17 protein-coding genes are annotated in these 18336 nt (G+C 71.2%); 10 read left to right on the top strand and 7 right to left on the bottom strand.

Translation table 11 applies throughout. From position 1 onward, the window contains the following. The first annotated feature begins 12 nt into the window (after nt 1–12). Complete coding sequence (locus tag AB0M59_RS08245; RefSeq protein WP_364610633.1) at nt 13–903, top strand: LysR family transcriptional regulator; 891 nt, start codon at nt 13–15, stop codon at nt 901–903. 36 nt (nt 904–939) lie between these two features. On the opposite strand, the gene AB0M59_RS08240 is transcribed toward AB0M59_RS08245, so the two are convergent. The 3 genes from AB0M59_RS08240 to AB0M59_RS08230 all read right to left on the bottom strand — a co-directional run bounded on the left by AB0M59_RS08240 (nt 940) and on the right by AB0M59_RS08230 (nt 3094). Continuing rightward, the gene (locus AB0M59_RS08240) at nt 940–1542 is read right to left on the bottom strand and encodes an NAD(P)H-binding protein (RefSeq protein ID WP_364610734.1); all 603 of its coding nucleotides are present in this window, start codon (nt 1540–1542) and stop codon (nt 940–942) included. Between the two features lie 5 nt (nt 1543–1547). Then, entirely contained in the window at nt 1548–2318 is a 771-nt protein-coding gene (locus AB0M59_RS08235; protein WP_364610630.1) for an inositol monophosphatase family protein, read from the bottom strand. Between the two features lie 77 nt (nt 2319–2395). After that, on the bottom strand, nt 2396–3094 hold the full coding sequence (locus AB0M59_RS08230; protein WP_364610628.1) for an FCD domain-containing protein: 699 nt from the start codon (nt 3092–3094) through the stop codon (nt 2396–2398). Between the two features lie 159 nt (nt 3095–3253). Here AB0M59_RS08230 and AB0M59_RS08225 point away from each other — a divergent pair, with 159 nt between their 5' ends. Genes AB0M59_RS08225 through AB0M59_RS08210 form a run of 4 tightly spaced genes read left to right on the top strand, consistent with a single transcriptional unit; the run spans nt 3254 to nt 8316 of the window. After that, nucleotides 3254–4552: an extracellular solute-binding protein gene (locus AB0M59_RS08225; protein ID WP_364610626.1), complete on the top strand. Its 1299-nt coding sequence runs from the start codon at nt 3254–3256 to the stop codon at nt 4550–4552. A 1-nt stretch (nt 4553) separates the two neighbouring features. Continuing rightward, complete coding sequence (locus AB0M59_RS08220) at nt 4554–5474, top strand: sugar ABC transporter permease (protein ID WP_364610623.1); 921 nt, start codon at nt 4554–4556, stop codon at nt 5472–5474. Further along, nucleotides 5471–6289: a carbohydrate ABC transporter permease gene (locus tag AB0M59_RS08215; RefSeq protein ID WP_364610620.1), complete on the top strand. Its 819-nt coding sequence runs from the start codon at nt 5471–5473 to the stop codon at nt 6287–6289. The genes AB0M59_RS08220 and AB0M59_RS08215 overlap by 4 nt, the downstream gene beginning before the upstream one ends. 14 nt (nt 6290–6303) lie before the next feature. Next, nucleotides 6304–8316, top strand: a complete 2013-nt coding sequence (locus tag AB0M59_RS08210) for an alpha-galactosidase (RefSeq protein ID WP_364610617.1) — start codon at nt 6304–6306, stop codon at nt 8314–8316. On the opposite strand, the gene AB0M59_RS08205 is transcribed toward AB0M59_RS08210, so the two are convergent. Genes AB0M59_RS08205 through AB0M59_RS08190 form a run of 4 tightly spaced genes read right to left on the bottom strand, consistent with a single transcriptional unit; the run spans nt 8299 to nt 12017 of the window. Further along, nucleotides 8299–9492 (bottom strand): glycosyltransferase, encoded by a 1194-nt coding sequence (locus AB0M59_RS08205; RefSeq protein ID WP_364610614.1) that lies wholly within the window; start codon nt 9490–9492, stop codon nt 8299–8301. The two genes, AB0M59_RS08210 and AB0M59_RS08205, sit on opposite strands and share 18 nt — an antisense overlap. A 5-nt stretch (nt 9493–9497) precedes the next feature. After that, nucleotides 9498–10496 carry a beta-propeller fold lactonase family protein gene (locus AB0M59_RS08200; RefSeq protein WP_364610611.1) on the bottom strand — a complete coding sequence of 333 codons (999 nt, stop codon included), beginning with the start codon at nt 10494–10496 and terminating at the stop codon, nt 9498–9500. Then, nucleotides 10489–11106 (bottom strand): bifunctional 4-hydroxy-2-oxoglutarate aldolase/2-dehydro-3-deoxy-phosphogluconate aldolase, encoded by a 618-nt coding sequence (locus AB0M59_RS08195; RefSeq protein WP_364610608.1) that lies wholly within the window; start codon nt 11104–11106, stop codon nt 10489–10491. The genes AB0M59_RS08200 and AB0M59_RS08195 overlap by 8 nt, the downstream gene beginning before the upstream one ends. Next, nucleotides 11103–12017, bottom strand: coding sequence for a sugar kinase (locus tag AB0M59_RS08190; RefSeq protein ID WP_364610605.1), 915 nt, complete (start codon nt 12015–12017; stop codon nt 11103–11105). The genes AB0M59_RS08195 and AB0M59_RS08190 overlap by 4 nt, the downstream gene beginning before the upstream one ends. A 123-nt stretch (nt 12018–12140) precedes the next feature. On the opposite strand from AB0M59_RS08190, the gene AB0M59_RS08185 reads away from it, so the two are divergent. Genes AB0M59_RS08185 through purB form a run of 5 tightly spaced genes read left to right on the top strand, consistent with a single transcriptional unit; the run spans nt 12141 to nt 18303 of the window. Further along, complete coding sequence (locus tag AB0M59_RS08185; protein WP_364610603.1) at nt 12141–14186, top strand: hypothetical protein; 2046 nt, start codon at nt 12141–12143, stop codon at nt 14184–14186. A gap of 14 nt (nt 14187–14200) precedes the next feature. Next, the gene (locus AB0M59_RS08180; protein WP_364610600.1) at nt 14201–14884 is read left to right on the top strand and encodes an SDR family oxidoreductase; all 684 of its coding nucleotides are present in this window, start codon (nt 14201–14203) and stop codon (nt 14882–14884) included. Between the two features lie 13 nt (nt 14885–14897). Next, nucleotides 14898–16043: a galactonate dehydratase gene (dgoD, locus tag AB0M59_RS08175; protein ID WP_364610597.1), complete on the top strand. Its 1146-nt coding sequence runs from the start codon at nt 14898–14900 to the stop codon at nt 16041–16043. Continuing rightward, nucleotides 16037–16879, top strand: coding sequence for a DUF4380 domain-containing protein (locus AB0M59_RS08170; protein WP_364610594.1), 843 nt, complete (start codon nt 16037–16039; stop codon nt 16877–16879). Before dgoD ends, AB0M59_RS08170 begins: the two co-directional genes overlap by 7 nt. Then, nucleotides 16876–18303, top strand: coding sequence for an adenylosuccinate lyase (gene purB / locus AB0M59_RS08165; RefSeq protein ID WP_364610591.1), 1428 nt, complete (start codon nt 16876–16878; stop codon nt 18301–18303). The genes AB0M59_RS08170 and purB overlap by 4 nt, the downstream gene beginning before the upstream one ends. Nucleotides 18304–18336: the final 33 nt, after the last annotated feature.

Genomic DNA, 18336 nt, shown 5'->3' with positions numbered 1-18336 from the left:
ACTGTCGTGCAGGTGGATCTGAACCTGCTGACCGCCTTGGACGCGTTGCTGGAGGAGAACTCCGTGCAGGCGGCCGCCGACCGGCTGCACCTCACGCCGCCCGCGATGAGCCGCACGCTCGCGCGGATCCGGGCGACGACCGGGGACGACATCCTGGTGCGCACCGGCCGGACGATGACCCCGACGCCCCGCGCGCTGGCGATGCGCGACGAGGTGCGGGCGGTGGTGGCCCGCGCGAACCGGGTGCTGGCCCCGGCGCGCACGGTGGACCCGGCGACGCTGCGGCGCACGTTCACCATCCAGGGCCACGACGCGCTGCTCGCGGCGCTGTTCCCCGCGTTGCTGCGGACGGCGTCGGCCGAGGCGCCCGGGCTGGGGCTGCGGTTGCTGGCGGAGGCCCCAGTGGACACGCCCGACCTGGCGCGCGGGCACGTCGACCTGGAGGTCGGGGCGACGGTGCCGGGATCGCCGGAGATCAGCCACGACGTGGTCGGCGAGGACCGCCTGGCGCTGGTGACGCGCACCGGCGACCGGCTGGACGTCGAGGAGTTCGCGGCGGCCGAGCACGTGATCGTGTCGCGCCGGGGCCGGCTGCGCGACGGGGTGGACAAGGCGCTGGCCGAGCTGGGGTTGCGCCGCCGGGTGGTGGCGGCGCTCCCGACGGCGGCGCTGGCGCTGCAGGCGATCGCCCACAGCGACGTGGTGGGGGTGCTGGCGGTCCGGGCCACCGCCCTCGCGCGGGCGGACGTGGGGCTGGTCGCGACGGAGCCGCCGATCGACCTGCCCGCGGCACCGGTGGTGCTGAGCTGGCACAGCCGCTACGACACGGATCCGGCGCACGAGTGGCTGCGCGGCCACTGCCGCACCGCGCTGGCGGACGTGTTGGAAGGCGGTCGTGAGTGAGAAACAGTGTTAGAACACTGTTTCTCACTCACGACCTCAGTTGGGTAGCGCCACCAGCACTTCCCCGCGCGGCCCGCTCTCGGCCGCGTCGAGCATCGCCGCGGCCACCGTCGCGTGGCTGATCATCGCCGGGAACCACCTGCGCGGCGCCGAGCCGATCCGCACCGAGCGCCGCGTCGGGCTCACCGGGCCGCTCTTCATCGGTCCCACGTGCACCACGGTCCCGCCCATGCCGAGGATCGCCGCGTCCGCGCCGACCTTGTCCGGCAGCTCGTTCTTCATGAACCGCTCCACCAGCGTCCGCGTCAGCCACCCGGCCGCCCGCGCCGACGGGCCGGTCCCGAGCGCCCCGACCGACACCGCGCGCGACGGCCCCGCGGCCACCACCGCACGGGCCCCGGCGGTCAGCGCGCCGGGTGGGTCACCCTTGCGCAAACCCAGCGCGTCGAGCACGATTTCGCTGCCCCGCAACGCATCCGCGATCCCCGCCACGTCGTGGACGTCGGCGGCGACCGGAGTCAGCCGGTCCGTCGGAGACAGCGACGGCCGCCGGCTGATGGCTACCACGTCGTGCCCGCGCGAAAGCGCCTGCCGCACCAGCTCGCTGCCCACCGCGCCCGACGCGCCGAGCACCGCCATCCGGCTCACTTCAGCACCTCGAGCGCCGCGGCGTGCAGACCCGGTGCGGCGACGAGGATGTCGGCCGAGTTGACGTCCCACGAAGCACCCGCGAGGTCGGTGACGATCGCGCCCGCCTCGCCGGCCAGCAGGGCGCCTGCCGCGGTGCCGGGCAGGTCGGGTTCGTACTGCCAGAACACGTCGTACTGCCCGGCGGCGAGGCCGAGCAACGGGAACACCGTCGGAATCGTGTTGCGCACCAGCAATGCCTTCGAAGCCATGGCCACGAACGCGTCCGCGAACCGCGCGTAGACGGCGGGAGAGCTGCCGGCCTGGCTCGCGGTCACCGCCGCGCCCGCGAGGTCCGTCTTGGCCGAGACGCGCAACGGCTGCCCGTTGAGGTGAGCGCCCTGCCCGCGTGCCGCCGTGTACGTCAGGTCGCCGATCGGCTGGCGGACGACGGTCAGCTCCGGCTGCCCGTCCGTGACCAGCGTGATCGTCACGCCCCACTCCGGCAGGCCGTGCACGTGGTTGACCGCGCCCTCGGTGCCGTCGACGACCCACCACCGCCCGGCCGGCACGACCCGGCCGGTCTCGTCTTCGTCCCACCAGCCCACGCCGGGCGCGACGCCGTCGAGCGCCTCGCGCACGATCGCCGTCGAGGCCGCTTCGAGGCGGGTGCCGAGCGCGTACATCGCCGCCCGGTCCGCCGGTCGGCTCGCCGGGTCGTACGAAGCGAGCAAAGCCTGCCCGGCCTTCTCGGCCGCTTGAACCACCGCTGTCAGAACGTTTGTCATGAAGCCATTACGACACGAACTGACGGCTGACTCCAGTGCAATCTACTTAATCGACGAGTTACCGCCGTGCACTTGATCTACGCCTTCCGCTGGGCCTTCGCCAGGTCGTCCCGGGACTTCGTGACGAGCGCCAGCATCGCCTGCTCGGCCGCCACGGGGTCGCCGGCGACGATCGCGTCGAACACCTTGCGGTGGCTCGGCACCGGGTCCTCCGCCGCCGACGCGCCGTGCACGAGCTTGTCGCGCTCGGCCAGGCCGATCGCGATGACCCGTTCCATCCGCATCAGGAAGTTGTTGTGGGTGGCGGTCATCAGGCGCCGGTGGAACGCGAGGTCGGCCTGGACGCTCGCCTCCGCGTCGTCGGCCGCGGCCATGTCGGCCAGCGCCTCCCGCAGCGACTCGAGGTCTTCCTCCGACGCGCGTTCGGCCGCGATCCGTGCCGCCGCGGGCTCGACGACCGTGCGGACCTCGGTGAGCTCGTCGAGCAGGCCCGGGTCGTCGGCGGCCGCGGTCTGCCAGCGCATGACGTCGGTGTCGAGCATGTTCCAGCGTTCCCGCGGCTGGACGAACGTGCCGCGCTTCTGCCGGGCGTCGATCATCCCCTTCGCGGCCAGCACTTTCAGGGCCTCGCGCAGTGCGGTCAGGCTGATGTCGAGCTCTTCGCGCAGCGCGGGAAGGTCCAGGACGGTGCCTTCGCCCCACTCGTCGGAGAGGATGCGGCTGGCCAGTGCCTCCACGGTCTGGCCGTGCAACCCGCGTGGCCGGTGTTCGGTCAATGGAGAGGCCCTCTCAGCTGGCAGGTCGTGATCGGAGCCATCTTACGCCGCCCGCGAAGTCGTCATAAATTATGAATACATCTTGACACCAGCCTTGCCTGGTTGCACTCTTTGGCAGCAGTCACGCCCGAGCGGGCGCCACGACAAAGGGGTCACGACATGACGAGTGCAGGCCTGTCCCGCCGCCGTTTCCTGCGCAACACGAGCCTCGCCGGGCTGGGCGCCGTCGGCTCGGGCAGCTTCCTCGCCGCCTGCGCCACCTCCGCGAACTCCGGCCCGGTCAAGCAGGCCGCCGGCGCGGTCACCGTCCAGTCGAACCTGTCCTCGCCCGAGGCGAAGAAGGCGATCGAGGCGCTGGCCCAGGCGTTCGGCGCGAAGGGCGGCGCGACGGCGACGGTCAACACCGTCGCGTCGGAGACCTTCCGCACCCAGCTGCCCAGCTACCTCACCGCGGCGACCCCGCCGGACACCTACACGTGGTACCCGGGTTCGCTGCTGTCCGGGTACGCGCGCAAGGGCCTGCTGCTCGACGTCGGCGACGTCTGGCAGACCATGGGCGACTACAGCGCCGCGTTCCGCGCGCTCTCCGGCGACGGCGCCGGGCACCAGGTCTTCATCCCCACGTCCTACTACTGGTGGGGCTTCTTCTACCGGAAGTCCAACTTCGCGAAGTGGGGCGTGCAGCCGCCGACGAACTGGAGCGAGTTCCTCGCGCTGTGCGAAACCCTCAAGGGCAAGGGAATCGCGCCGATCGGGCTCGGCGCGGGCGGCAACACGCCGTGGACCGCGTCCGCCTGGTTCGACTACCTGAACATCCGGATCAACGGCGCGCCCTTCCACCGCGAGCTGCTCGCCGGCAAGCAACGCTTCGACGACCCGCGCGTCAAGAAGATCTTCGACCCGTGGCGCCAGGCGCTGCCGTACTTCGACCCGAACGGCACCGCGATCGCGTTCCAGGACGCCACGACCGTGCTGCTGCAAGGCCGCTCCGGCATGGTCCTGACCGGCACGTTCTTCGCCGACGCCGCCCCGAAGGACGCCCTCGACGACCTCGACTTCTTCCAGTTCCCGATCCTCGACCCGGCGGTGCCGGTGGCCGAGGAAGGCCCGACCGACGGCTTCTTCGCCAGCGCGCGCACCGCGCACGTCGCCGAGGTCAAGGACTGGTTCAAGTACGTCGCGACGGCCGAGGCGCAGGAGCTCTACATCAAGAACTCCTCCGGCACGGTCCTGCCGACCAACCCGAAGGCCAAGGACAACGGCACCCCGCTGGTCCAAAAAGGACGCAAGATGCTCGCGGACGCCAAGGAGATCACGCAGTTCTTCAACCGCGACTCCTCCGACGCGCTGCAGCCGACCGCCGACGCCGCGCTGATCCGGTTCATCCAGAAGCCGAACGAGCTCGACTCGATCCTGAGCGACTGGCAGACCGCCGCGCAGAAGGTCTGGCAGTCCTGACATGGCGGTGCTGACCGCGAAGAGGCCCGACACGGCGTTCCTGGCGGCGAAACGCCGTCGCCGCCGGGTTTCGCCCGTGCTGCTGGCGTTCATTCTGGTGCCCCTCGTCGTCGAGGGGTTCTGGGTGTTCTGGCCGGCGCTGCAAGGGTTCTACCTGGCGCTGACGAACTGGGACGGCGTCTCGGCGCCCACGTTCGTCGGCCTGGGGAACTTCGCCGAGATGTTCTCCGACGACATCTTCAAGACCGCCGCGCTCGACACGGTGATCTGGCTCGTGCTCTTCGGCGGCCTCTCGGCCGTCGGGGGGCTCGCGCTGGCGGCGTTGCTGCAGAAGGAACGGCGCGGCGTCGGGTTCTACCGGGCCGCGCTGTTCACGCCGGTGGTGTTTTCGCTGGTCGCGACGTCGCTGATCTGGCAGGTTATCTACCAGCCGGACGGCGTCTTCAACAAGGTGCTCGGCGCGATCGGGCTCGGCAGCTGGCAGCACGCGTGGCTCGCCGACCCGAAGACCGCGCTGTACGCGGTGCTCGTCCCGGCACTGTGGCGGCAACTCGGCTACGTGATGGTGCTGTACCTGGCCGGGCTCAAGGGCATCGACCCGGCGCTGTACGAGGCGGCCAAGCTGGACGGCGCGACCGCGTGGCAGCAGTTCCGCAACGTCACGTGGCCGCAGCTGCGCAGCGTCAACTCCGTGGTCTTGTCGGTGATCATCATCGACTCACTGCGCTCGTTCGACGTCATCTGGTCGATGACCAAGGGTGGGCCGTACCACTCGTCCGAGGTGCTCAGCACGTACATGTACGCGACGGCGTTCCAGTCGCTGCGCCTCGGCTACGCGTCGGCGCTGGCCGTGGTGATCTTCGTGCTGGCGTTCGGCGTGATCGTGACCTACCTCGTGCGCGCATTCCGGGAGGACTCGTGAAGACGCGGACCTTCGGGTTCCACCTGCTCGCCGGCGGGCTTTCGGTGCTGTGGCTGCTGCCGATCCTGCTGGTGCTCACGACGAGTGTCCGGTCCTTTTCGGACACCGCGTCGAACGGCCTCGGCGCGCTGCCCGCGTCGTTCACCCTGGACGGCTTCGGGCAGGCGTGGGGCGAGGGCGGCGGCGGGCACGCGATGCTGAACAGCCTGATCGTGACGATCCCGACCGTGCTGCTGGCGCTGCTGCTCGCGTCGGCGGCGGCGTTCGCGCTGAGCCGGTACCCGATCCCGTTCCGCCGCACGATCATCCTGGTGATGCTGTCCGGCAACCTGTTGCCGCCGCAGATCCTGCTCGTGCCGGTGGCGAAGCTGTCCGAGCTCCTGGGCATCTACGACACGCTGACCGCGCTGATCGTCGTGCAGGTCGGGTTCGGGCTCGGGTTCTACACGTTCGTGCTGCAGGGGTTCATGCGGTCGATCCCGGACGAGATCCAGCAGGCGGCGCTGATCGACGGCGCCGGCGTCGCGCAGATCTTCTGGCGGATCATCCTGCCGATGACGCGCCCGGCGCTGGCCGCGCTCGGCGCGCTGGCGTTCACCTGGACGTTCAACGACCTGCTGTGGTCGATCACCGTGCTGCGCACCGGGACGGTGATGCCGGTGACACCGGCCCTGCTCGGCCTGCAGGGGCAGTACGTGTCCAACTGGAACGTGATCGCGGCCGGCTCGGTGATCGCCGCCGTGCCGACGGTCGCGGTGTTCCTGCGGTTCCAGAAGCACTTCATCTCCGGACTCGCGATCGGGGCGATCAAGTGACGTGGACAGTGTCCATGAAGTCCACTTCGTACACCGTGGCACTGGACCCCTCTTCCCGATGGGCCGAACTCGTCGCCTGGGGGCCGCACGGCGTCGAGGACGGGCCGTCGGTGTTCGCGAACGCCGGTGACGTGCACTTCATCACCGAGGCCGACGCGGCGCCGGTGGAGTACGCCCCGCTCGGGCTGCGGCCGTTCTCCGGCGCGGACGTCGCCGTGCGGGGCGGTTCGTGGTGGCGGTTCGACTCGGCGTCTTCGGGCGACTCTTTACGGCTGGCTTTCCTCGATGAGCTGACCGGGCTCCGTGCGGTGCTCTGCTACCGGCCGGTGCCCGAAACGGACGTGCTCACCCGCTGGGTCGAGTTCGAGAACACGGGTTCTACGACGCTGGAGTTCGACCGGCTCGGCTCGGCGGGCGTGTGCATACCGACGGTTTCCGGTGCTCAGCTGACGTATCTGACCGGGCAGTGGTCGCAGGAGTTCACGCGGCAGTCGGTTTCGCTGCCCGCGGGCGGGTTCCGGATGGAAAGCCGGTTCGGCGTTCCGGGGCACGCTCATGTGCCGTGGCTGGCGGTTCAGGACGCAGACGGTGGTCCGGCATACGGTGTTTCGCTGGAGTGGCCGGGATCCTGGTCGATCGAGGCGGACGTCGAGCCTTCCGGGCTGACGCGCGTCCGGGCCGGTCGGCTGCCTTCGCCGGGGCCTGTGCGGCTGGAACCGGGTGCTTCGCTGGTGACTCCGGCGGTCGCTTTGGCGTCCAGTGTGGACGGACTGGCCGGGTTGGCGTCCGTGTGGCACGACTACGACCGCGTGTTGGCCGGTTCACGCTGGCGTCGCCCGCGTCCGGTGCTTTACAACTCCTGGGAAGCCACCGGGTTCGACGTCCGGAGTGCGCACCAGCTGGAGCTGGCGAAGCGGGCGGCCGACCTCGGCGTCGAGCTGTTCGTGGTGGACGACGGCTGGTTCACCGGCCGCGACGACGACACCGGCGGCCTCGGTGACTGGACCCCGGCGGAGGAGTCGTTCGGCGCGTTCGTCGACTCCGTGCGGGACCTCGGCCTGGAGTTCGGCCTGTGGGTCGAGCCGGAAGCGGTCAGCCCGAAGTCGCGGTTGTACGCGGAGCACCCGGACTGGGTGTACCGCATCGACGGCCGCCCCTCGACGCTGATCCGCAACCAGCTCCTGCTGGACCTGGGCCTGCCCGAGGTCGTCGCCTTCGTGAAGTCCACTCTGGACTCATTGCTGTCGGCGTACCCGATCTCGTACTTGAAGTGGGACATGAACCGCCCGCCCACCGAGCGCGGCCGCCCGGGCTCACCTTTCGCCGACCTGGACGCCGAGCACGTGGCGGGCTACCTGTCGGTGCTGGACCACCTGCGTGCGCAGCATCCCCACGTGACGATCGAGGCGTGCGCGGGCGGCGGCGGGCGCACCGACCTGGCGACGGTCGCGCGCACGGACGTCGTCTGGCCGAGCGACAACACCGGCCCGCTGGACCGCCTCGCGATCCAGGACGGGTTTTTGCTGATGCACGCGCCGCACCTGATGAGCTCGTGGGTGACGGACTCCCCGGGCGTCTTCGACCCGCGGCCCCGGTCGCTGCGGTTCCGGTTCGTGACGGCGATGGCCGGTGTGCTCGGGATCGGCGCGGACCTTTCGCAGTGGACGTCTGCTCAGCACACGGAAGCGGCGTCGCTGATCAGCGTCTACAAGCAGATCCGCGACGTGATCCACCACGGCACGGCCCGGGTCCTCGCCGGCCCCTCGTCCCCGACGGCGGCGACGCAGTACACGTCCGAGGACGGTGACACGGTCGTCGTACTGGCGTGGAGCACGGGGCAGCTGACCGGAGCGCCGCTGGTCCCGGGCCGCTCATCCCGGGTGCGCCTCGACGTGTGGCCCGATCAGTCCTATATGGACGAGACGGGCGCCCGGTACTCAGGCTCGCACCTGAAGTACGCGGGCCTCCCGTTCGACTGGACGGCTGAGCATGACGCGGACGTGGTCGTCCTACGCCGGCTCGAGTAGCAGCTTCGCGGCCACCGCGGTTCCGTCGGTGCGGACCGTGGTGGCCACCTCGGCGGCCCGGGCCTTCGCGGCCAGGGCTGTCCCGAGTGCCGCCGTCAGCGACTCGGTCGTCGGTGCCGGACCGTCGTGCGCGACGCCGATGCCCAGTTCCGCCACGCGGCTCGCCCAGTAGGGCTGGTCGGTGGCCTGCGGGACCACGACCTGCGGCACGCCGGCGCGCGTCGCGGTCGTCGTGGTGCCGGCGCCGCCGTGGTGCACGACCGCGGCGGCGCGCGGGAAGAGCGCCTGGTGGTTGACCTCGTCGACGACGAAGACGTCGTCACCGGCCACCGTCAGGCCGGCCCAGCCGCGCTTGAGCACCAGCCGGCGGCCGTGCGCCCGCACCGCCGCGACGGCGACCTCGGCGACGTCCGCCGCGGCGTGCATCGGCATGCTGCCGAAGCCGACGTACACCGGCGGCTCGCCGGCGGCGAGGAACTCCGCCAGCTCGTCCGGCAGCGGACGCTCGTCGGGAACGGTCCACGCGCCGGTCTGGACGACGTCGAGGTCGATCGGCTCCCACGGGTCGAGGACCGGATCGGTCGCCAGCCACGGCTGCTTGCCGGTGACGTACTGGCGGACGTCGTCCACCTCGGGCAGGCCGTGCGCGACCCGGCTCGCGTTGAGGCCGGGACCGAACAGCACGTTCATGCTCTCGCGGTCGAGGTCCCACAGCGCCCGATTGTCGGTAACACCCGGCGGGTGCGGCCGGCCCGGATACGCCAGCGGCGCGTGGTGCGGCGACGGCAGGGTGACCTTCTGGAAGGCGACGTAGACCGACCGGATGCCGGCCAGCTCGGCCACCGAAAGCGCCCCCGCGACGGTCGGCATCAGGCCGGTGGCGACCACGACATCGCAGCCCTCGGCGGCCTCGGGCATGACGGCGAACTGGGCGGTGATCAGCTGCGCGGCCCGCTCGGGCAGCGAAGACGGCGGCGGCGCGGCCTTGGTCAACGCCTTGGCCGACGGGCCGACGGCGATGAGCGGCACATCGATGGAGGCGAGCCGCCCCACGAAGTCGTCATCCGGCGGCGCGCAGACCCGGACCTCGGCGCCCAGCCCCCGCAACCGCACCGCGAAAGCGACCAACGGCTCGACGTCCCCGCGCGACCCGTAGGTGGAAAGCAGAACACGCATGCGGCTCAGGGTAGTGAAACCGGCAGCACGAACGTCGGCGAACCCGTCGGGTAGTACTTCAGGTCCGCCTCGCCCGACGCCGTCAACGTGAACGCCGTGATCGCGTCCTCCGACTGCGCCGCCACGTAACAAGTCCCGTCCACCAAGGCGAAGTGCCGCGGGTTCGCGCCGCACGGCTGGTCCGTCACCGCGGCCGCGTCGTCGAGCGCGAACTCCGTCACGCAGTCCGGGCCGCGGTTCGACACGTACATGCGCGCGTCCGCCAGCTCCAGGTGGGCCACCAGGTTGGGCGTCACGGAAGACAACGTCGATGGAGTGACCGACTCGACGGAGAACGCGCCCGGCGAAGTTTCGCGGACCGTCACCACCGTCCCGGCCAGTTCGCCCACCACGTACGCGAGATCGGTCCCCGGCCGCCGGACCAGCTGGCGCGGGCCGGTTCCCGCCGGCAGTGACGACACCGCCAGCGGCTCCAAGGCGCCCGACGAGGACAGCGTGTAGCTGCGGATCTCGTCCGTGCCCAGGTCGACCGCGCTCACGATGCCGTCGCCGGGAACCGCCATGTGGACGTGTGCCGCCTCCTGGCGATCGGCGTCAGGGCCGTTCCCGCTGTGCTGGACCAGCGCGGTCCGGGACTCCAGAGCGCCGGAAGAAGACAGCGAGAACACCGCGAGGCTGCCGCCGGTGTAGTTGGCGCACAGCAGGAACCGGCCGTCCGGCGTCACCGCCAGGTGGCACGGGTGCGCGCCGCCCGTCTCCAAAGTGCCCAGCACGGCCAACGAGCCCGAAGTCGAGATGGACAGAGCCGTCACGGAACCGGTGGAAGTCTCGTTCGCCGCGTACAGCACCGGCAACGACGGGTGCCGCACGAGCCACGACGGCGACTCCAGCGGCAGCGAAGCGACCTCCTCGAGTGCTCCGGACGCCGAACGCGAGAACGTCGTGATCCCCGTGCCGTTCCCCGCGTCGCCGGTGTAGCACCCGACGAAGACCAGCTCAGCCATGCGCGCTCCTCAACAGCGTCTCGACGCGGGCGGAGATCTCCGCGGTGGTCCCGCGGGTCAGCGCCGAGCCGACCCCGCACGCCACCGCGCCCGCCGCCAGCCACTGTGGCACGTCCGCCGGTCCGATGCCGCCGGTGGGCACCAGCGGCGCCTGCGGGAGCGCCGCCCGCACGTCCTTCACCCACGACGGAGTCAGCGCCGACGCTGGGAACACCTTGACGGCGTCGGCACCTTCCTCCAGCGCCCGCACGATTTCGGTCACCGAGCCCGCGCCGGGGAACGCCGCCGCGCCGTACCGGTGAGCGGTACGGATCACCGCCGCGTCCACCGACGGCGACACGAGGAACCGCGCGCCCGCCCGGATCGCCAGCACCGCCGATGCCTCATCGAGCACCGTGCCGGCGCCGATCGTGGCGTCCGGGTAGGCCGCGGACAGGCCCGAGATCGCGTCGAGCGCGCCCGGGTTCGTCAGCGGCAGCTCGATCGAGCGCAGCCCGGCCTCCAGGGCCGCGCGGGCCGCCGAAACCGCCGACTCCGCGTCGTGCGTGCGCACGATCCCGACGACGCCTTGGCGCAGTGCGTTCGCGGTGATCTCCCAGCGATAGGTCATCGGTCCACCTCCGTGCCGAGCAGTGCTTTGGTGAGTTCGTCCTGGCCGGGCAGGCCTTCCAGATCGGTCCGCGTGCCGACGACCAGCGCCGCGCAGGTCGCGCCCGCTCGCAGCGCTTCTTCCGGTGCCGCGCCGCGCAGCCATGCCGACAGGTACCCCGACGTCAGCGCGTCACCCGCCCCGACCGGATCGGTGACCCGTGTGACCAGACTCGGCTGCCACCAGGATCCGTCGGCGGTCACGGCTCGCGCGATCTTGTTCCGCTGCTTGACGACCACCGTCTGCGCCCGGCCCGCGAGCAGCGCGTCCGGCGTCTGCCTGAGCAGCTCCAGCTCATCCTCCCCGGCGAACACCAGGTCCGCCCTGGTCAGCAGGGGCCCGACCACCGAGCGCCAGCGATCCGGCTTCGCGAGCTTCAGCCGGACGTTCGGGTCGAAGGACACCCAAGCGCCCGAAGCGCGAGCCAGCGCGAAGAGCGCTTCGACGGCTTCGCGCGCGTCGGACGACAGCATCGCCGTGATGCCGGAGACGTGGACGAGGCGAGCGCCGTCGAGACCTGCTTCGCGCACGTACGCAGCGGACAGGCGCGAAGCAGCGGAGCCGCTTCGGTGGTACTCGACCGTCTCGGTATCCCGGATCAGGAAGCCGGTGTACGCGTCCGGATCGACTTCGACCTGCGAGACGTCGACGTCGTCCGCGCGCAGGCTCGCGAGCACGTGCGCGCCGGACGGGTCGTCGCCGACGCGGCTCAGCCAGCGGACGCGGTGGCCGAGCCGGGCCAGGCCGACGGAGACGTTGGTCTCGGCGCCGGCGACGGACGACGTGAAGGTGCGGGCGCGCCGCAGCGCGACGCCAGGCTCGGCGAGCAGCAGCCGCATCGCCTCGCCGAGGGTGACGACTTCGGTGTTCATCGCCGACAGCATAGCGCTTGAAATATTAATTTAGGATTTATTCTTGACGGAGGCCGAGGCGCCCCGGCATGCTGCTCCCGGCTTGGCTCGACGCTGTTTCACTGGAGAAGGGTGTCCGGCAACATGCTCCTGAAGAGATCCCTGGCGGTCGTAGCCGCGGCCGCAACCGCGCTCACCGCGGTCGCGATCCCAGCACAAGCAACCCCGGCCGTGGACCAAGGCGCTCCCGACTACTACGACAGCGGGGTCGCGAAGACCCCGTACATGGGCTGGAACACCTACTACGGCCTCGGCGCGCCCAGCGAGGCGTCGGTCAAGTCCGTCGCGGACTTCCTCGTCTCCAGTGGCCTGCGTGACGCCGGCTACCGCTACGTCTGGATCGACGGCGGCTGGACCGCCCCGGACCCGCGCGACGCGCAGGGCAACCTCCACGAGGACGGCGCGAAGTTCCCGAGTGGACTGTCCACTTTGGTCAACTACCTGCACGGCAAGGGCCTCAAGGCCGGCATCTACACCGACGCGGGCGCCTCCGACGGCAAGAACTGCGCCGCCGGTTCCGGCGGCTACTACGAGCAGGACACCAAGCGGTTCGCGAACTGGAAGTTCGACGCCGTCAAGGTCGACTTCCTCTGCGGCATCGCCCAGAACCTCAAGCCCGCCGAGGCGTTCACGCAGTTCAGCCAGGCCCTCGCCAAGGCGGGCCGTCCGATGGTGCTGAACGTCTGCAACCCGGTCACCGACGAGTGGGGCACTCCGCACGGGCCCGACCAGGTCGCCGGCATCGCCTACAGCTACGGCCCGCTCGTCGCGGACTCCTGGCGCACCAGCACGGACATCGCGTTCGGCACGCCGTACGAGGGCATCTGGACCGACGTCCTGCGCAACATGGACGCCAACGCCGCGCACCCCGAGGCGAACGGGCCGGGGCACTACAACGACCCCGACTACCTGATCCCGATGCGCAAGACCGAGCAGGGCACCTACGAGCTGAACGAGGAGGAGTCGACCACCCAGTTCGTCATGTGGGCGGAGATGGCTTCCCCGCTGATCCTCGGCTCCGACCCGCGCACGCTGCCCGCGTCGATGATCAGCACGCTGAAGAACCCGGAGATCGTGGGCGTCAACCAGGACCGCCTCGGCATCCAGGGCGTCCGCGTCGCGACGAACGGCAGCACCGACACCTACAGCAAGGTCCTCGACCGGGACGGCAACCGTGCGGTGGTCCTGCTCAACCGCGGTGACGCGCCGACGCAGATGACGCTGAACCTGGCCGACGCCGGGCTGAAGGGGCGAGTGTCCATTCGGGACCTCCGCGCCCGCGCCGACCGCGGCAGCGCGACCGGCTCGTACACGGTCACGATCCCCGCGCACGGCACCGCGTTCCTCCGCCTGCACGGCACCGACCTCGTCCCGGGTGACGACCTCGGCGGCACCGCGTCCGCCAGTCCGGCGATCGTCCGCACCGGCGGCAAGACCGTGACGTTCTTCCGCGACCAGGGTGGCTCTCTGCAGGTCAAGGGCCTCGACGGGCCGCGCCAGGTCGGCGGTAAGTTCCTCGGCCAGCCGGCCGCGGTCGCCGCTGACGGGAAGATCGACGTCTACGTCCGTGGCCTCGACAACGCTCTCTACCAGCGCAGTTACACGAAGAAGTGGGGCGACTGGAAGCGGCTCGGCGGGACGCTGACCGATTCGCCGTCCGTGACCGGCGACGGCACGGTCTTCGTCCGCGGCGCCGACGGCCAGGTCTGGCAGCGGACCAGTGCCGGTCAGTGGTCCGGTCTCGGTGCGCCCGGTGGCAAGCCGATCTACGGCCGGCCCGGCGCGGCGACCTCGACCAGCGGCACGGTCGTCGCGGTCCGCACGGCCGACGACAGTGTCTGGACCCGCACGAAGACCGGCGGCACCTGGTCGGACTGGACGGGCATCGGCGGCACGGTCAGCAGCAGCCCGACCCTGGTCGCGGCCGGCGCGAAGGTCGCGCTCACCGCGTCCGCGAGCGACTACTCGCTGTGGGCCAACGAGTGGTCGGGCTCCTGGGCGGGCTGGTTCAAGCGGCCGGAGTACCCGAGCGGGAGCATCGTGGGAACCCTCGGAGCCGCGTCCGACGGCGCGTCGCTGTGGTTCGCCGCCCGCGGGCCGGACGACCATGTCCACGTAGCGAAGTTGTGAGTCAGGGAGAGGCGATGTCTGCGCGTACCGCGGTGGTGACCGGAGCGGCGTCCGGGATCGGGCTGGCGACGGCCCGGAAGCTGCTCGACGACGGCTACCGCGTGCTGGGCGTGGACATCGCCGAACTCCCCGAGGGCGTCGTCCCGATCCGGGGCTCGGTCACTGACGAGGCGACCTGGGCGGGCATCGGTGAGGTGGACGCCCTGGTCAGCAACGCCTACGTGCCGAGCACCGGGCCGCTGCACGATCTCGACCGCGCCGCGTGGGAACGCCAGCTCGACGTCAACCTGACCGGCACGTTCCTCGCCTTGAAGGCCTGCCTGCCGTCGCTGCGGACCCGGGGCGGCGCGGTCGTGCTGGTTTCGTCGGTGCACGCGCACTTCGGCCTGCCGGGCCACCCCGCGTACGCCGCGACCAAGGGCGCGCTGGTCGCGCTCGCCCGGCAGCTGGCCGTGGAATATGCACCGTCCGTGCGGGTCAACTCCGTGCTGCCGGGGCCGGTGCTCACCGAGGCCTGGAACCGCATCTCGCCCGCGGACCGCGAACGCAGCGCCCAGGCGACCCCGGCCGGCCGGCTCGGGAAGCCGGAGGAGGTGGCGGACGTGATCGCGTTCCTGCTCTCGGACGCCGCGTCGTTCGTCACCGGAGCCGAGTTGACCGTCGACGGCGGCTGGTCCGCCGCCAAGGATTCCGCGTAGATGGGGGACACGGGTGAAGATCACCGGGGTTGAAACGTTTCTGGTCGCGCCGCGCTGGCTGTTCCTCAAGGTCAGCACGGACGAGGGCATCAGCGGCTGGGGCGAGCCCGTGGTCGAGGGCCGCGCGGAGACCGTGCGCGCGGCCGTGCACGAGCTGTCCGAGCTGCTGATCGGCCAGGACCCGCTGCGCATCGAGGACCACTGGCAGGTGCTGCGCCGCGGCGGGTTCTACCGCGGCGGCCCTGTGCTTTCGAGCGCGCTGGCCGGCTTCGACCACGCGCTGTGGGACATCGCCGGCAAGGTCCGCAACGCGCCGGTGCACGAGCTGCTCGGCGGCCCGGTCCGCGACCGCGTCCGGGTGTACAGCTGGGTCGGCGGCGACCGGCCGACCGGCATCCGCGAAGCCGTGTCCGCGCAGGTCGAGGCGGGGTTCACGGCGGTGAAGATGAACGTCGCCGGCCCACTGACGGCGATCGCGTCGCCCGCGGCGGCCGACGCCGCGGTGGCGCGTGCGTGGGAAGCGCGGGAGGTCCTGGGCCCGCACCGCGACCTCGCCATCGACTTCCACGGCCGCGTCTCGCCGGCGATGGCGCGTCGCCTGGTCAGGCTGCTCGAAGACGTCCAGCCGATGTTCGTCGAGGAGCCGGTCCTGCCGGAGACCCAGGGTGACGCGCTGCGCTCGATCGTCGAGGCGTCGACCGTGCCGATCGCGGTCGGCGAGCGGCTCTACTCGCGCTGGGAGTTCAAGCCGGTGCTCGACGCGGGTGTCGCGGTGGTCCAGCCCGACCCGTCGCACGCCGGCGGCATCTCCGAGCTGCGGCGGATCGGTGCGCTCGCCGAGATGTACGGCGCGTCGCTGGCACCGCACTGTCCGCTCGGGCCGATCTCACTGGCCGCGTCCATGCAGGTCGCCTTCGCGACGCCGAACTTCCTGATCCAGGAACAGAGCATCGGCATGCACTACCACGAAGGTCACGAGCACGCGTACCTCACGGATCCGTCGGTCTTCGCCTTCCGGGACGGCTACGCGGCCCGCCCGCTCGGGCCCGGGCTCGGCATCGAGGTCGATGAAGCGGCCGTCCGGCGCGCCGACGAGGTCGGCCACACCTGGCGCTCGCCGGTGTGGCGCCACGACGACGGCGGCCTCGCCGAATGGTGACCTGGCTCGAGCGCGGCGACCTGCGGCTCGGCCTGGTCCCGGAGCTCGGCGGCCGGCTGCTGTCTTTGCGGCACCGCGGCGTCGAACTGTTGTGGCGCAACGCCGATCTGGTCGACGGCGACCTGCACAGCGACTACACGCCGAACTCCGGGCGGATGGGCGACTGGGTCAACTACGGCGGCGACAAGACGTGGCCCGCGCCACAGGGCTGGGACGGCCCGGACCAGTGGCCCGGGCCGCCCGACCCGATCCTCGACTCCGGGCCGTACGCCGTGACCGCCGACGGGGACACGGTGACCATGACCAGCGCCCCGGACCCGCGGACCGGCCTGCGGCTGACCCGCGCGTTCACGATCCTCGACGACGGCTACCGGCTTGACCTGCGCGCGGAGAACGTGTCCGAGCGGCAGGTGCGCTGGGCGTTGTGGAACGTGACCCAGCTCCCCGGCGGTGGTCCGGTCACCGCGGGGCTCCGCCGGCCCGACGTGGTCGCGCTGGTCGCGGGCACCGGAACGCCGGAGTACACAGTGGACGGTGACCGGCTGGTCGTGCCCGCCCAGGACGTCGTCGGCAAGCTGGGCGTGCCGGGCTCGTCGGGCTGGGTGACCTATGGCGCGTTGACGTTGAGCTTCGACGTAGACCCCGCGGGCGAGTACCCGGACGAGGGATCGCCGCTGGAGATCTGGCTGGAGCACCCGCTGCCGTCGCCGCTGGCGGAGCTGGGCGATCTGGACCCGCCGGCGCGGATCGTCGAGCTGGAGGTGCTCGGCCCGCTGACCACGCTGGACCCGGGCGCTTCGATGTCCCTGACCTGCACAGGTATCGTGAGGGCGTGACGGACAAGCCCCGCATTCCGAACGTGCTCGCCGCCCGCTACGCCTCGGCGGAGCTGGTCTCGCTCTGGTCGCCGGAGCAGAAGGTCGTCCTGGAGCGGCAGCTCTGGCTCGCCGTCCTCAAGGCGCAGAAGGACCTCGGCGTCGAGGTGCCCGACGGCGTCGTCGAGGACTACGAGCGCGTCATCGACCAGGTCGACCTCGAGTCGATCGCGGCCCGGGAGCGCGTCACCCGCCACGACGTCAAGGCCCGCATCGAGGAGTTCAGCGACCTCGCCGGCCAGGAGCACATCCACAAGGGCATGACCTCGCGCGACCTCACCGAGAACGTCGAGCAGCTGCAGCTGCTCCGCTCGCTGGAGCTCGTGCGCACCCGCGTCGCCGCGGTGCTGGCGCGGCTGGCCGCCCTGGCCGTCGAGCACGCCGACACCGTCATGGCCGGCCGCTCGCACAACGTCGCCGCGCAGGCCACCACCCTCGGCAAGCGGTTCGCCACCGCGGCCGACGAGCTGCTGGTCGCCTTCGAACGGCTCGACAATCTCATCGTGCGCTACCCGCTGCGCGGCATCAAGGGCCCGGTCGGCACCGCGCAGGACATGCTCGACCTGCTCGGCGACGAGTCCACTTTGGACCAGCTCGAAGACCGCGTCATGCAGCACCTCGGCTTCAACCAGCGGTTCGTCAGCGTCGGCCAGGTCTACCCGCGCTCGCTCGACTTCGACGTCTTGTCCACTGTGGTCCAGCTCGCGGCGGCGCCGTCCAGCCTGGCCAAGACGATCCGGCTGATGGCCGGGCTCGAGCTGGTCACCGAGGGCTTCAGGCCCGGCCAGGTCGGCTCGTCCGCCATGCCGCACAAGATGAACACCCGCTCGTGCGAGCGTGTGAACGGCCTCGCCGTCGTGCTCCGCGGCTACCTCTCCATGATCGGCGAGCTGGCCGGCGACCAGTGGAACGAGGGCGACGTCTCCGACTCGGTCGTCCGCCGCGTCGCGCTGCCGGACGCGTTCTTCGCGCTCGACGGCCTGCTGGAGACCTTCCTCACGGTCCTCGCCGAGTTCGGTGCCTTCCCGGCGGTCATCGAGCGTGAGCTTGATCGCTACCTGCCGTTCCTCACCACGACGAAGGTGCTCATGGCGTCGGTCCGCGCGGGTGTCGGACGTGAGACGGCCCACGAGGCGATCAAGGAGCACTCCGTCGCCGTCGCGCTGGAGATGCGGGAAGGCCGCGCCGAGAACGACCTCCTCGACCGCTTCGCCGCCGACGAGCGCATCCCGCTTGACCGCGGTGAGCTGGACAAGCTGCTCGCCGACCGCATCTCGTTCACCGGCACGGCCGGCCGCCAGGTCGAGCAGGTGGCCGAGCGCGTGGCGAGGGTGCTCGAGCGGTTCCCGGCGGCCGCGGGCTATGCACCGCAACCGATCCTGTGAGCTGACGCACCTGTCCACGAAGTGGAACGAATC

Source organism: Amycolatopsis sp. NPDC051371, from assembly GCF_040682155.1.
In the GTDB taxonomy this organism is placed as follows: Bacteria; Actinomycetota; Actinomycetes; order Mycobacteriales; family Pseudonocardiaceae; genus Amycolatopsis.
The sequence above is the reverse complement of the archived record's forward strand: the minus strand, read 5'-3'. Positions and strand labels throughout refer to the sequence as shown.